The following is a 13,466-nucleotide window of genomic DNA, read 5'->3' as shown; positions in this document are numbered from 1 at the left end:
GGCGACGGTCGTGCCGAGGGCCAGCAGGCCCCAGGAACTCGGGCCGGTCGGAGGGGTCGGGTCGGGCGGTGGCGTCGGATTGTGGGGGCCAGGGGGACTTGGTGGGGGCTTTCGCGGTGGATTGCGTCAGGCTTGGGCTTGCGTCGGTTTCTCTGTCGGAGTTGGCTTCGGCGCTGCGGACGCTCGCCGCAGTCGCGCGAGGCGGGCCGTGAGCCAGGCGGTGGTGGCGACGGTCGTGCCGAGGGCCAGCAGGCCCCAGGTGACGGTCCAGAGGGTGGCCGTGAGGGCGTCGTAGACGGCGCCGGCGGCCGCAGGAGAGACATCGGGCGGCAGGTCGGCGAGGGTGAGGTGACGGCCCAGGGCGACGGCGACGCCGAGGAGGGCGCCTCCGAGAGCCGTCCCGAGCCCCGTCGCGCAGATCGCCCGGCGGCGCTGCGTCGCGACGAGGATGCCACCGGCGGCCAGCGCCAGCGCGCCGACCGGGAGCCAGAACGCGGCGATTTCGAGCACGCGGTATCCCTTCCTCAGCTGAGCGAGTTGCGCGGCCGACAGCACCTCGACCTCGGTGTGCGCGACCGGGATGCGATGGGCGAACGGCACGTGGTCGCGGATGAGTTGACGCTTGACGCGTTCACCGACCGGAGCGAGGTCGAGCATCACCGGCCGTCCCTCGCCGCCGCCGTGGCCGCCCGTGCCCGTACCGTCCGGGCCCTCCTCGCGCACCGCCCGCAGTACCGCGTCGTGCGCCGCCCGGTTCGCCGTGTGCCACGCCGTGCGGAACGCCTCCGTCTGCGTGAAGGAGCGCGCCGCGTCGAGGGTGAAGTCCCGTACCGGCCCCCGTAGCGGCGGGCCCACCCGGGCCTCGCGCAGGATCCCGGAGGCGACCGCGTCCGCGAGCGCCTCCCGTACGTCCGGGTCGGTGGCCAGCGGCGCCATGACCGCCTCGTACCGTGTCCGGTCCGCGATCTCGTACGTCGCCCACGCGGCGAGCGCGCCCACCGGCGTGAGCAGGCAGGCGAGCACGGTCAGCACGGCCGACAGGGGGCCGCGGGCACGTCGGAACACCCCTCCAGGCAAGCGCCCCGCCCACGGTCAGGCGAACGCTCCCGCCCCGCATGCCTGCGAATGGCCGCACAGGACAAGCCGAACGGGGTGGCGGTCCGGGCTCTGGGTCGGTCTCAGCCCAGCCGGTGGCCCTCCGCGTCCTCGTGCGTGTAGTAGCGGTAGAACGTCACCGCGAACACCGCCGCCGCGACGCCGAGCGCCATGAGCGTGGAGCGCACCACCGTGTGCTGGGCGGCCTGGCTGTAGAGGAAGCCGAAGGCGCAGCCCGCGAAGGAGGCCCAGAGGAGGGCGTGCGGCTCGCGGCGCAGGCGGGGCGCGATGGTCTGTACGGCGAGGTAGAGCGCCGCGAACACGAACGCGGTGACGAAGCCGAAGAGCAGGTTCCAGCCGGTGATGGGGCCCGCGTCGCGGTCGATCGCCGCGGCCCAGTAACCGTAGACGAGGCCGAGGACCACGGGCAGGAGCCGGTTCGTGAGCGTGTGGGTGCGCTCGCTGAAGACGTCGGGGGTGGCCGGGTCGGGCCGCCTGCCCGGAGGCGTGTGCCGGTCCGAAGGCGTGGGACTGCCCGGAATTCCCGGTCGGCCCGAACCCGGTCGGCCCGAACCCGGCCGGCCCGGAGTGGGTGCCGTGTGAGCCATGGGAGCGCTCCTCTCTTCCCTCCCCCGCAACTCTCCGCCCCGACTACCAGGGCACACCTGGGCCGGTCCGCTGGCAAGTCGGGATGCGTGGAGCGTGGGGGCGTGCTTCGCTGTGGGACATGCGGGTGTCGATGCCGCGTGTGCGCCGGGAGGTGGACCCCGTCGAGCGGCAGCAGCCGCTGCGGGTCCGTGGGCGCAGCATCGCCTGGGTACCGCCCCTGGTCGTGCTGCTCGCCGTACCGGTGCTCGACTGGGTCACCAGCGGCGACTTCCGCGTCCTGTCGTGGCTGGTGCTCGTGCCGGGCACGGCCGCCGCGCTCTGCCGGGTGTGGACGACGGCGCTCTTCGCGGTGCTCGCCACGTTCATGTACGTCCTCGGTGACAGCTCCTGGCCGCACCAGGACCGCACCGGCCTGCCCGACTTCGTCCTCGTCGTCCTCGGCGGCGTGCTGTCCGTACTGGCCTGCGCGGTACGGCTGCGCGGGCAGGAGCGGATGATGCACATGCGGGCCGTCGTCGACACCACCCGCCGTATCCTGCTGCGCCAGCTCCCGCCGGACGTCGGCGGTCTCGACCACGCGGAGATCTATCTCGCCGCCGACAGCGAGGCCCGTGTCGGCGGCGACTTCTACGACATCCAGCCCAGCCCGCACGGCACCCGCGTCGTCATCGGGGACGTCCAGGGCAAGGGGCTCGCGGCGGTGGAGGCGGCGTCCGTGCTGCTCGGCACGTTCCGCGAGGCCGCCTACTACGAGCGCGAACCGGACATCGTGGCCGAACGCCTGGAAACGCGGATGGTCCGCCATGTGCGCTACTGCGCGCACGTCGGCCGCGACGACGCCGAACGCTTCGCGACCGCCGTACTGCTCGACTTCCCCCAGCTGCGCAGCGAACGCACGGACTGGGGCCCCGACCTCACCGGGCTCGGCGGCGCGGTCACCGTGGACGTCATCAACTTCGGCCACGAACCCCCGTTGCTGGTCTCCCCCGACGGCGTACGCTTTCTGCCGCTCCGGGACGGACTGCCCCTGGGTATGGGTGAGTTGGCGCCGCAGGAGACCCGTACGGCCACGGCGCGGCTCGCCGCCGACGAGACGCTGCTCCTGGTGACGGACGGGGTGACCGAGGCGCGCGACGGGAACGGCGTCTTCTTCCCCCTCCGCGAGTACCTCGTCCGTGCCCTCGCCGACGGCGCGCCCGCCACCGACCCCGAGTCCCTGGTCCGCCTCGTCCGCGACGGCGTCCTCGCCCACACCGGCGGCTCCCTCGACGACGACACCACGATCTTCGCGGTGCGCCGGGCGTCGGAGCCGGTGCGGCGGGGGCCCGGTGCGGCGGGGCGTGCGGGCGACCCGAAGTGAGCGCTCCTTTCCCCGTTTGCACGCGCAGCGGTTACCGTGCTGGCTGGCGTACGTGATCGGATGGGGAGGGAACGATGCCCGGAACAGTGCTGCTGCTCGCGGCCTCGCCCATGGGCAAGGGGTGCCTCGTGGACGCGGCCTCCGTGCTTCCCGTACTGGCGGCCGTCACGCCCGAGGTGCTGTCCGGCGCGGGTACGGCGAACGTCGTCGAGCTGGCCGATCCGTTGGAGCCGCAGGCCGTCCTGACGCGGTTGCGTGCGGCGGCCACCGCGCCCGGGCCGCTCACCGTGTACCTCGCCGGGCAGCTGCAACTCGACCGTAAGCAGCGGCTGGTGCATCTGGCGTTGGCGCGTACGACGCCGGCGACCGTCCGTTACACGGCCTTTCCCTGGCACTGGATCGTGGAGGAGCTTCGGCTGCGGGCGCCCGGGTCCACGACGTTGTTCGTCGATCTGCACGCGGATGCCGAGGTGTGGCGGCAGCTGGCCGGGCGGCCGCTGATGGCCGGGCCGGGCGTGAGTGTGTACGGGCGGATCGCGCCGCCGGGGGCGGGGGTGCGGCGGGGGGTGGCCGTGCCGGGGTACATGAAGGCGCTGGCGACGATACTGCGGAGTGGGCAGCGGCCGGAGGCGGGCGTGCTGCATGAGCAGGTGCTCGCGCGGACGGGGGGTTACGGGGACCTGGTCCTGGCCTTCGACGCGACGGCGCCCGGCCCGGCCGGCCCCCTCGGAGGTCTCGCCCCCGCGGCCCCTGCCCGTCCCGTCCCGTTCCAGGGGGCTCCGCCGCCCCCAGCTCCCCACCATCGCCCTACGGGCTCACCCCCCGACTCGCCCCGCAACTCACCCGCACCGGCGACCAACGGTCCGTCGGGGGCGGCGGAGGGCGGCTCGTCGGGGCCGGTGGCGGGTGCGGCCCCGGCTGTCGTGAATGGGTCGGCTCCGGCTGTGGCGGATGGATCGGCTCCGGCCGTGGTGGACGGCCTGGTCCCGGCCGTGGTGGATGGCTCGGCTTCGGACGTCGCTGTTGTCGATCCTCATACCGTCATCGCCGCCGCCGTCGAGGCGGGGCGGCATTCCGAGGCCGTCGCCCTTGCCGCTCGGTGGGAGGAGAAGACCTTGCGGGAGTTCGGGGAGGGGTCGGAGGAGGTGCTGCACTGGCGGGAGGTGCGGGCCGATCTGGCGATGTTCTCGGGGGACGCGGCGGGGAGTTGTGCGGCCTGGATGGGGGTGGCTCAGGCGCGGCTCGCGGCGGGGCAGGCGGCGCGGGACCCGGCGGTCGAGGCGGCCGTCGACCGGGCGCACCATCAGTGGGGCCTGGTCGAGGACGCGGGGCGAGCCCGGGAACTCGGCGTCGAACTCGTGGAGTTGCGCGGGCGCGTGCCGGGGCGGCGGGCCGGCGCCGTGGAGCACGCGCGCCAGCACCTCGCCGAACTACGGGAACCGCACCCGGAGTTGAGGTCGGCCCAGCACGTACCCGGTTAGCCGAGCCGGTCGATGAGCCGTCGTTCCGTTCGTCGTTGATCGATGAGCCGTCGATCAGGGCGCATACCGGGCCGACCTCGGAGGGGGAGTTGTGCGAGGTCACACCGTCAGTACACGTGGTGACACCGCACGTTGATCACTTAAGCGGGCGTAGCTCCGGAACGGATCGGAGCTTGATCAGAGAATGATCAGAAACTCTCCAACCGTCGGCAAAGTGCATCCCCTCTCACAACCTGTCGGTTATGAAGCCGCCGGGATTCTCACTCTGAACCACGCGCCCCGGTGCGACGGATGGGACGGTTCGAGCGTGATCATGCCGCCGTGGGCCGTCGCGATCGCCGTGACGATGCTGAGGCCGAGTCCGCTGCCGGCGGCCCGCGTCTCCTCGCCCCGTACGAAGGGGTCGAAGAGCCGCGCGCGGAGTTCGTCCGGGATTCCGGGACCGTCGTCCAGGACCTCGATGACCCGGTAGCCGTCCTCCGTACCGAGGCCCAGCGTGGTCGTCGTACCCGGCGGTGTGTGCACGCGGGCGTTGGTGAGCAGGTTGGCGACCAGCTGGTGGAGCCGTAACGGGTCCCCGGTGACCGTGTGGTCGCCGGGGGCGAGCAGCAGCCGTACGGGGTGGTCGGGGTGGCAGTCGCGTGCGGCGGAGGCCGCGTCGCGGCACAGCTGGGCCAGGTCCACGCAGCTCAGCTGCAGGGGCTGGCCGAGGTCGAGGCGGGTCAGCAGGACGAGCTCGTCGATGAGCGTGCTCATCCGGCCGACCTCGGTGGTGATCCGGCCGAGCACCTCCTGCCGCATCGGCTCGTACGCGGGGTCGCCGACCCGGGCGAGCTCGGCGTAACCGGAGATCGTGGTCAGCGGGTTGCGCAGTTCGTGCCCGGCGGCGGCCATGAACTCGCGCAGCCGCCGTTCGGTGTCCTGCCGCTCCATGAGCTCACGGCGGCCGAGACGGCGGGCGCCGACCAGGACGGTGGCGAGGAGGGGGAGTGCGGCGGCCGTCTCGACCTGGAGGAGTCGTTCGACCGCTCGGCGGTCCTCAGCCGTCGAGCGCGCCGTGACGATGTAGGTGCCCTCGTGGTCGCGGCCCGCCTGTGGGACGCGTGCCACCTTCGCCCGGTAACTCTCCCCGAACGCGGAGGGGTTCGGGCGGGCCGCGTACTCCTTCAGGCGGGCGGGCGTGAGGGTGGGGAAGGCGGGGAGGCCGGCGGAACCGGGGTGGCGATGTACGACCCTGCCGTCGGCGTCGAGGACGAGGACCAGGGAGTTGCTGTCGAGGGGCGGGGCGAGGCCGAGGTCGCTGATCGCCGCTATCTCCTGGTCCGTGCGGGCGGCCAGGTGGTGGGCGAGGGTGTGGGCGGAGAGGGCGGCGACGATGCCCAGGGTGGTGAGGGTGGCGATCAGCCAGAAGGCGACGGTGCGTTGGCCCGTGCGGTGGGGGCGGATCGGTTGCTCGACGGGAGGGAGGGGGTGGCCGGGGTCCGGCCGGGGGCACGTGTCACCTGGTGCGAGCAGTCCGGCTGCCCTGATGCTTCCGCCCAGCCCTGTGAACCCACTCATCCGCCCAGCCCGTCCACTCCGCCCAGCTCTCCTTCACTCAGTGAGGGCACAGTTGGTAGCCCACTCCCCTCACTGTTCGTATGAGGGACTGGCCCGGTTCGCCCAACTTGCGGCGCAAGTAGTAGATGTACGTGTCGACGACGCCGGACCCCTCGTCGCGGTGGTTCCAGACGCGTTCCTGGATCTGGCCCCGGGAGAGGACGCGGCCGGGGTTCTCCATGAGGTAGCGCAGGAGGGCGAACTCGGTGGTGGTGAGGTCGACGGGGCGGCCGCCGGCCCAGACCTGGTGGGCGTCGGCGTCGAGCTGGACCGCGCCGGCGCGCAGGCGGTTGCGGTCGGGCGTGGGGTGGCCGCCACCGGTCCGGCGCAGCAGGGCGCGGACGCGGGCGGCGACCTCCTTCAACTCGAAGGGCTTCGTGACGAAGTCGTCGCCGCCCATGTCGAGGCCGCGCACCCGGTCGTCGACGCCGCCGAGACCGGTGAGGAACAGCACGGGCACGTCGTTGCCCCGGTCCCGCAGCGTCCGGCAGACCTCGAAACCGCTCAGGTCGGGCAGGTTGACGTCGAGGAGGATCAGATCGGGGCCGTACCGTGTGACGGCCTGCAGCGCCTGACGACCGGTGGCCGCGGCGCTCACCTGGTACCCGAGAAATTCCAGCGCCATGGTGAGCATGGAACGGATGCCCTCCTCGTCGTCCACGACGAGCAGCCGTCCCGTGGACGCCGATGTCGCTGAGGGGATGGGTGCCGCTGCTGACTGAACCGCGGGCACAGGGGTGGTCATGTCCTGTTCCTTTGCGACCGTGACCTCGGTTGAGGTCTCAAGTTCCGGCAGGTTCGTATCGTCACATGTACCGGCAGGTAAGGGAGAACGCTTTCGAAATGAATCGGAATCCCGCGTTCCCTGCGTGCACGACGACGGCGCGCCCGGTCGTTGACCGAGGCGCGCCGCCGTGGGGAGAACCCGAACAGAAAACCCGAACAGAAAACCCGAACAGGCAACCCGAGCAGAGAACCCGGGCAGAACCCGTCGGCTCAGCTCGTGAAGATGAAGTACTTCCAGGAGCCGTGCGTCGTCGTGTTCACGTTGTCACCGGACGTCGTGTCGATGTACGACGACCGGATCCGGAAGCGGACACCCGTGGCCGGCGTGCCCGTCAGCTCGGCCGCCGCCCTGCCGTCGGCCTCCAGCGGGAAGTACTTCGTGCCCGTGGTCCGCCAGGCGCCGTCGTAGTACGCCTGGACCTGCAGGCGGTAGTCGCGGCCCGGGTACATCGACATCGAGGTCGTGAACAGCGGGTCCACGGACTTCCGGAAGTAGTAGTACGTGTGGTTCCAGGCGTAGTTGGTCTTGTAGTGGCGGCTCGGCGTCGTCGACACCCTCACCTTGGTGTAGACGCGGCTCTCCACCGTCTTCGGCGCGTAGCGCGCGTCGCCCGCGAACTTGGCGGTGAGCTTGGTGTCACGGGTCAGGTCGAGGGTGACGGACAGGTTGCCGGAGGAGTTGACCGTGCCGGACTTCACCAGCTTGTTCGGCCTGTCGGAGCCGTAGGGGTCGGCCCAGATCTCGACCTTGCGGTTCTTGTAGGTCGTGCCGAGGTGCGCGGTGAACGTCACGTCCGCGCCGTACGCGTACACGTCGCCGTTCTTGTTGAGCGTCAGCGTGGGCGTGGCACGGGAGACCTGGACCGTGTCGGACGCGGAGGCCGCCTCGTGCGTGGCGTCACCGGCGTAGGAGACGGTGTACCTCACCGAACCACCGGCCGGCGGGGTGTCCTTGAAGGAGTACGTGCCGTCCGCGGCGACCGTGACCGGGGCGAGCGCCTTGCCCGCCGGGGACTCCAGGTCGGTACGGGTGACCGTGAGGGCGGTTCCGGAGGCGAAGGCCGCGTCGGAGGTCAGCTTGCCGGTGACCGTCAGCTCCTTGGCGCGGGTGGCGGTGGCGGGCGCGTTGACCGTGAGGGTCGTCGGGGACGGCGTGGGGGCCGGCGGCGGGGCCTGGTCGTTCAGGTCGCGCAGCGCGTAGCCGCCCGTGCTGGTGGCGACCACCGCGAACAGGTGCGACTCGTCCGGGGTGAAGGCGAGGCCGCCGGACACGAGCGTGCCCGCGCCGGTGCCGTCGGCCGTGTTCGTGAAGTCGTAGATGTGGGCGGCCGTGGCGGCGCCCGGCTCGTAGACCCACACGTCCGGCTCGTACATGCCGTTGATGCCCGCGGCGACGGTGCCGTCGGGGGCGATCTCCACGGCGTTCGGGTACGCGTCGGTCGGGTACTTCCCGTCCGGCGTCAGGTCCGAGGTCTTGTACACCTGGTGGAAGTACGGGGCGCCGCTGGCCACCACGAGGTGGGAGCCGTCGGGGGTGAGGGCGAGGTCGCTCAGGTTGCTCGCCACGTACTCGCTGGTGTTGGGGCCGCTCGCCGTCTTCGTCGCCGTACCGGACGACACGTCGTAGACGGCCACGGTGATCGGGCTCATGCCTTCGATGCCCGCCGCCAGGGTGTTCGGGGCGCCGGGGGTGGAGGTCAGGGTCGGGGCCGCGTACCAGCCGCGGTCCTGGCCCAGCGTGAGCACGGGGTCGGTGCCGGAGACGTCCAGCGAGCCGATGTTGCCCTGGGCGGCGGCGCCGTAGCCGAACCACAGCTTGCCGCCCGCCCAGGCCGGGTACTGCGGGTCGGTGCCCTCGCCGGTCGGGTACCGCTTGGTTTCGGCCACCGTCGCCGTGTCGATGGCCACGATGGCGTCGTCGCCCGGCACGGCCGCGTAGAGCGTGCCGGAATCGGGGGACAGCTCCAGGCCCTTGGCCCCGGGCAGGGAGGGAACGGTGCCGAGGACCGTGCCCGCGTAGTCGGTCGCGACGACCTGGCCGCCGGTGGGGTCGGAGACGAAGACCCGCTGGTGGACACCGTCGACGACGATGTCGCCGGACGACTGCACCGGCAGGGGCGTACTGGTGTCGGCCACGGCGGGCGCGGCCGTCCCGACCGCGAGCGCGGCCGAGCTGAAGAGAACGGCCAGCGCGGTGCCGGCCGGAAGAGTACGTACGTGTCTGCGCACGGTTTTTCGAACCCCCGGAAGGAAAACGAAGGGACAGCGATGGAGACGCCGTCGCATACGGCCGCCGGCGCGGGACCGAGGACGTGCTTGATCCGTGACCGGGTGGGGGGACCGTGTGGGGCGCGTGTGGCGCGTGAGCGAAGACTAGATCACGCCACTGACAGGAGCCCCACAGGGGCGCCGAGAACGCGCTGTCCAGCAGCCGGCCGGACCGTGACGGGTCACCCTGTGGGGCATCGCAGGTCGGGCAGGGAGCGGTTCGGGGAGCAGGTCACCAGAGCCAGGGAGAGATACGTGGGGCGTTCGAGGTAGCGGCCGAGGGAGATGTCCGCTCCCGAATTCAGCCGCTCCACAGCGGAGTCGACGAGCACGGCCAGGAGGGCGCCGAAGGCGGAGGGGGCGGAGTTGAGTACGGCTTGGGTCGGGTCGGCGCTGTCGGTGACGTGGATCGTCTCGGGGGGCGGCGGATATGTGGACGCAGGCGTCGCCTTCCTGGCCGTAGGAAGACTGCTGACAGATGCTGTAGTTGATCGACTGGCCCGAGCCGGGGAAGAGGGCAGCACGCAACGGGAATCGGTGCTGTTCGACACGGAGACGGGCTACCCAGTGGGCACGGAGTCGGCCTGACCCTTCAGCGGGGCAGCGTGGCGACGACGGACGAGAGGTCCTGAACGGATGCCGGAGAAGAAGTATGCGAGGCCCCCGCGACTGAAGGCGGTCCAGCTGCCGGGACCCACGACGAGCGACCCGGAACGCTCTCGTGAGGAACTTGTCGACCACATCCAGGACGGCCTGGCGGAGCGCCGTTACGTCCGCGGCGACATCCTGCCGACGGTTGCCGAGCTACGGGACCGTTACGGCGTACCGGAGGGGGACGTCCACCTCGCGATCCGAGAGCTCCGCAGGGCCGGGCTCCTGCAACTGCACGACGAGTACCGGGACACGTACTTCCTCGATCCCGGTACCGATCGCCCGGCGGGTGGGCCACCGGACGACCTGGCAGAGCGGGTGCGAAAGCTGGAGGCGTTGTATCGCGACCTGGCGGCCCGCGTGGAGACGATCGAGCCGCCGCCACCCTCGTCGGCCTGACGCACCACGGCACGGAACGGCCGGGCGCCTCGGGGTACGAGCCCGTGGCGTCCGGCCGGTGCCGCACTACTTCGGCAGGCCTGAGGGCTACCTGGTGAAGATGAAGTACTTCCACGCCCCGTACGTCGTGGTGTTGACGTTGTCGCCCGAGCCCGTGTCGCGGTACTCGGAGCGGAAGCGGAGGCGGACGTTGGTGGTCGGGTCGCCGGTGAGGGTGACGTTCGACTTGCCGGCGGTGCCGAGGGGGAAGTACTCGGAGCCCCAGTCCCGCCAGGCGCCGTCGTAGAAGAACTGCAGCTGCAGGCGCTGCTCGCGGTTCGGGTAGTACGTCATCGTGGTCTTCAGGACCGGGTCCTTGGACTTGCGGACGTAGTGGTACTTCTGGCCCCAGGCCGTCTGCGTCTTGTAGTGGCCGGAGATAGAGGAGGAGATGGCGACCTTGGTGTAGACGGTGTTGGTGACCGTCTTCGCCTTGTAGCGCGCGTCGCCCGCGAACTTCACCGACAGCTTGGTGTCGCGCTTGAGGTCGAGGGTGACCGACAGGTTGCCCGAGGAGTTCACCGTCCCCGACTTCACCAGCTTGTTCGGCCTGTCCGAGCCGTACGGGTCGGCCCAGATCTCGACCTTGCGGTTCTTGTACGTCTTGCCGAGGTGCGCGGTGAACTTCACGTCCGCGCCGTACGAGTACGTCTTGCGGTTCTTGTCCAGCGTCAGCGTGGGCGTCGCCCGGGAGACCTCGACGGTGTCGGAGGCGGACGCGGCGGTGTGGTCCGCGTCGCCCGCGTACGACACCTTGTACGTCACCTTGCCGCCGGCCGGCGGGGAGTCCGTGAAAGAGAACTTGCCGCCGGTGCCCAGGGTCTTGGTGCCGAGGGACTTGCCCTTGGGGGACTCCATGTCGGTACGGGTGACCGTGAGCGGGGTGCCGGCGGGCAGTGCCAGGTTGGAGGTGAGCTTGCCGGAGACGGTGAGCGGCTTGGCGCGGGTGCCGGTCGCCGGGGCGCTGACCGTGGCGGTGCTGCCGTACTTGCGGGGCTCGTCGACGACGTGGAACGTGGTCGTGCCGGACGACGAGGTCAGCGCGAACAGCTTCGTGCCGTCCGGGGCCCACACCACGCCGTTGTTGTTCCACAGCACCGAGGGCTGCAGATCGCGGACGCTCGCGGGCTGGTCCGCGCCGTTGGCGAAGACGTAGGTGTCGCCCTTGCCGTCGAAGTCGAAGATCGTCGCCGCGACCGTGCCGTCCGGGGCGATGTCGACGCCCATCGGCTCGTCCGGCACCGGGAACGTGCGCGTCTGCTCCAGGTCGGAGAGGCGGTACTCGGAGAGCGCGCGGTTGCCTGGGCCGGCCATCACCAGGTGGGTGCCGTCCGGGGTGAGGGCCGCGTCGTTGGGGAAGCCGCCCTTGTCCGCGGAGATCCGGATCACCGGCGTACCGGAGGAGACGTCGTAGACGATGACCGGGCCGGAGCTGATGCCCGCGTCGAGCGCGACGAGCGTGCCCGGGTTGTCCGGGTCGGCGTACAACTGGGGCGGGCTGGCGTAGTCGTGGCCCGCGGCGAGGTCCAGCGTGACCGTCGGGGTCTCGGCGGTCAGGTCGACCGCGCCGAGTCCGGAGTCCCACTGGTCCCCGTAGGCGAACCACAGCTTGCCCGCGGCGAAGGCCAGCCGCGACGGTTCGGTGTTCGCGCCGGTCGCGTACTCGGCCGTCTGCGCCCGCGTCTCCGTGTCGATGGCGACGATCTTGTCGGCGCCGTACAGGGCGGCGTACAGGGTGGTGCCGTCCGGGCTGAGTTCAAGATCCCTGACCTGGGGAAGGCCGGTGATCTGGCCGACGACCACACCGGCGTAGGTGGTGACGACGATCTTGTTGTTGTCCCGGTCGCTGATGAAGAGCCGCTGGTGCTTGGCGTCCACCACCGTGTCGGACGGCGACGAGACGGCGATGGGCCTGCTGCTGTCGGCGGCGGCCGGTGCGGCCGTACCGACCGCGAGCGCGGCCGAGCTGAAGAGGACTGCCAGCGCGGTGGCAGCCGGAAGAGTGCGCATACGCACGGGTTTCGAACCCCCCGGAACGAAAGAAGTGGGCGCGTCGTCGCGCGGGGCCGGTGTGTTCGACCTGTGCGGCGCGTGTGACGCGTGAGCGAAGACTAAGTCATGCCACCGACAAGAGGGTCACAGGGGGCGGTTGAGAACTCAATGGGTTTACGTGAGGGAAGGGGCCTGCCCCGCCGGCGGGGGAGTGCCGTCGGGGCAGGCCCCTTTCCGCGTCCGTTCCTGCGTCCGTCAGCCGGCGGCCCATACGTCGAAGGGGATGCCGGCGGCGGGGCCGTTCTTGGCCGCGTTGAGCTCGTTGTTGTAGCGGCCGTCCTTCAGCGGGAAGTTCGCGCTGCCCCAGGTGGCGTTCTGCATCCGGCTCTGGAGGTTAACGCCGTTGTAGCCGGCCGGGAACCTGTTCCAGGTGACCAGGGGCGGGAAGTCCCAGCCGCCGTCGCCCCAGGCCTCCGCGCGCTCGTCCCACCCGGCGAAGCGGAAGGAGTGGGTCCCCCAGTCAAGCACCTGGCCCTCCTTGTGGTAGACGACCTTGAGACGGTTCCCGTCCCTCGGGACATCGCTCCAGTTCTTGGTCGTGTAGTCGCCGTGGGCGGAGACGGACGCGTACGAGGGCGTGCTCGCGCCCTGCCGGATCCAGATCACGGCGGCTTCCCAGTCGTGGCGGTGCGACGTGCTGGTGCATCCAGCGCAGGACATGTCCTTCTCGAAGTACTCGGTGTAGACGATCGCGCACCAGCCGTTGTTGCACTTGGCCCGCGAGTAGACGTTGGCCCTGCCCAGGTGGTTGTCGCGGCACTGGCCGGTGATGGCTCCGCTGTCGTCGAGGCCGCCGTTGAGGTTGCCCCACTGGTCGATGGCGGCGACCGGGAGACAGCCGTCCGTGTCGTAGTCGAAGACCGGCTGGAAGGTCTTCTGGAACGTGGTGGTGCTCTCCGGCAGGGGGGTCAGTACGCCGGCGTGGGCGCTGCCGGTGAGGCCGACGGTCAGCGCGATGGCGCTGGAGGCGACGAGCGCGGCACGGCCGAGGCGGCCGAAACGGGACTTCCTGGGACGCTGGGCTGCAGGGGACATCAACGGTTCTCCACTTGACTCGGTCGGTGCGGGGAGGCCGGTCTGGCGGCTCGGCGGTCATACGCTGGCAAGCGGAGAGTTGATCGGCACCT

General features: G+C 71.1%; 11 protein-coding genes. 3 read left to right on the top strand and 8 right to left on the bottom strand.

Annotation, left to right across the window (positions count from 1 at the left end; all coding sequences use genetic code 11):
• Nucleotides 1–126: 126 nt before the first annotated feature.
• Both ACWD26_RS39480 and ACWD26_RS39475 read right to left on the bottom strand, forming a co-directional pair.
• A complete protein-coding gene (locus ACWD26_RS39480; protein WP_451277791.1) occupies nt 127–1,065 on the bottom strand; it encodes a hypothetical protein in 939 nt (312 codons plus the stop codon).
• Between the two features lie 113 nt (nt 1,066–1,178).
• Nucleotides 1,179–1,703, bottom strand: coding sequence for a hypothetical protein (locus ACWD26_RS39475; RefSeq protein ID WP_451277789.1), 525 nt, complete (start codon nt 1,701–1,703; stop codon nt 1,179–1,181).
• 119 nt (nt 1,704–1,822) lie between these two features.
• Between ACWD26_RS39475 and ACWD26_RS39470 the strand changes: the two genes are divergently transcribed.
• The gene (locus tag ACWD26_RS39470) at nt 1,823–3,064 is read left to right on the top strand and encodes a PP2C family protein-serine/threonine phosphatase (RefSeq protein WP_451277787.1); all 1,242 of its coding nucleotides are present in this window, start codon (nt 1,823–1,825) and stop codon (nt 3,062–3,064) included.
• Nucleotides 3,065–3,138: 74 nt separating this feature from the next.
• Nucleotides 3,139–4,545: a hypothetical protein gene (locus tag ACWD26_RS39465; RefSeq protein ID WP_451277785.1), complete on the top strand. Its 1,407-nt coding sequence runs from the start codon at nt 3,139–3,141 to the stop codon at nt 4,543–4,545.
• A gap of 240 nt (nt 4,546–4,785) precedes the next feature.
• Here ACWD26_RS39465 and ACWD26_RS39460 read toward each other — a convergent pair whose 3' ends face one another.
• The 4 genes from ACWD26_RS39460 to ACWD26_RS39445 all read right to left on the bottom strand — a co-directional run bounded on the left by ACWD26_RS39460 (nt 4,786) and on the right by ACWD26_RS39445 (nt 9,749).
• Nucleotides 4,786–6,105, bottom strand: coding sequence for a sensor histidine kinase (locus ACWD26_RS39460; protein WP_451277783.1), 1,320 nt, complete (start codon nt 6,103–6,105; stop codon nt 4,786–4,788).
• Between the two features lie 37 nt (nt 6,106–6,142).
• Nucleotides 6,143–6,889 carry a response regulator transcription factor gene (locus tag ACWD26_RS39455; protein ID WP_451277781.1) on the bottom strand — a complete coding sequence of 249 codons (747 nt, stop codon included), beginning with the start codon at nt 6,887–6,889 and terminating at the stop codon, nt 6,143–6,145.
• A gap of 251 nt (nt 6,890–7,140) precedes the next feature.
• Nucleotides 7,141–9,159, bottom strand: a complete 2,019-nt coding sequence (locus tag ACWD26_RS39450; RefSeq protein ID WP_451277779.1) for an Ig-like domain repeat protein — start codon at nt 9,157–9,159, stop codon at nt 7,141–7,143.
• 221 nt (nt 9,160–9,380) lie between these two features.
• Nucleotides 9,381–9,749 (bottom strand): hypothetical protein, encoded by a 369-nt coding sequence (locus ACWD26_RS39445; RefSeq protein WP_451277777.1) that lies wholly within the window; start codon nt 9,747–9,749, stop codon nt 9,381–9,383.
• 85 nt (nt 9,750–9,834) lie between these two features.
• On the opposite strand from ACWD26_RS39445, the gene ACWD26_RS39440 reads away from it, so the two are divergent.
• A complete protein-coding gene (locus ACWD26_RS39440) occupies nt 9,835–10,248 on the top strand; it encodes a GntR family transcriptional regulator (protein WP_451277775.1) in 414 nt (137 codons plus the stop codon).
• A gap of 87 nt (nt 10,249–10,335) precedes the next feature.
• Here the strand turns inward: ACWD26_RS39440 and ACWD26_RS39435 are convergent, their stop codons facing one another.
• Both ACWD26_RS39435 and ACWD26_RS39430 read right to left on the bottom strand, forming a co-directional pair.
• On the bottom strand, nt 10,336–12,297 hold the full coding sequence (locus tag ACWD26_RS39435) for an Ig-like domain repeat protein (protein WP_451277773.1): 1,962 nt from the start codon (nt 12,295–12,297) through the stop codon (nt 10,336–10,338).
• A gap of 237 nt (nt 12,298–12,534) precedes the next feature.
• Nucleotides 12,535–13,374 (bottom strand): NPP1 family protein, encoded by an 840-nt coding sequence (locus tag ACWD26_RS39430; protein ID WP_451277772.1) that lies wholly within the window; start codon nt 13,372–13,374, stop codon nt 12,535–12,537.
• Nucleotides 13,375–13,466 lie beyond the last annotated feature (92 nt).

The organism is Streptomyces sp. NPDC002787 (assembly GCF_053592095.1).
The sequence above is the reverse complement of the archived record's forward strand: the minus strand, read 5'-3'. Positions and strand labels throughout refer to the sequence as shown.

What these genes read in the sequence shown, in the direction of transcription:
- ACWD26_RS39465 (WP_451277785.1), top strand. Translation starts at nt 3,139, where the DNA reads ATGCCCGGAACAGTGCTGCTGCTCGCGGCCTCGCCCATGGGCAAGGGG.
- ACWD26_RS39435 (WP_451277773.1), bottom strand. Translation starts at nt 12,297, where the DNA reads ATGCGCACTCTTCCGGCTGCCACCGCGCTGGCAGTCCTCTTCAGCTCG.
- ACWD26_RS39440 (WP_451277775.1), top strand. Translation starts at nt 9,835, where the DNA reads ATGCCGGAGAAGAAGTATGCGAGGCCCCCGCGACTGAAGGCGGTCCAG.
- ACWD26_RS39455 (WP_451277781.1), bottom strand. Translation starts at nt 6,889, where the DNA reads ATGACCACCCCTGTGCCCGCGGTTCAGTCAGCAGCGGCACCCATCCCC.
- ACWD26_RS39430 (WP_451277772.1), bottom strand. Translation starts at nt 13,374, where the DNA reads ATGTCCCCTGCAGCCCAGCGTCCCAGGAAGTCCCGTTTCGGCCGCCTC.
- ACWD26_RS39470 (WP_451277787.1), top strand. Translation starts at nt 1,823, where the DNA reads ATGCGGGTGTCGATGCCGCGTGTGCGCCGGGAGGTGGACCCCGTCGAG.
- ACWD26_RS39460 (WP_451277783.1), bottom strand. Translation starts at nt 6,105, where the DNA reads ATGAGTGGGTTCACAGGGCTGGGCGGAAGCATCAGGGCAGCCGGACTG.
- ACWD26_RS39475 (WP_451277789.1), bottom strand. Translation starts at nt 1,703, where the DNA reads ATGGCTCACACGGCACCCACTCCGGGCCGGCCGGGTTCGGGCCGACCG.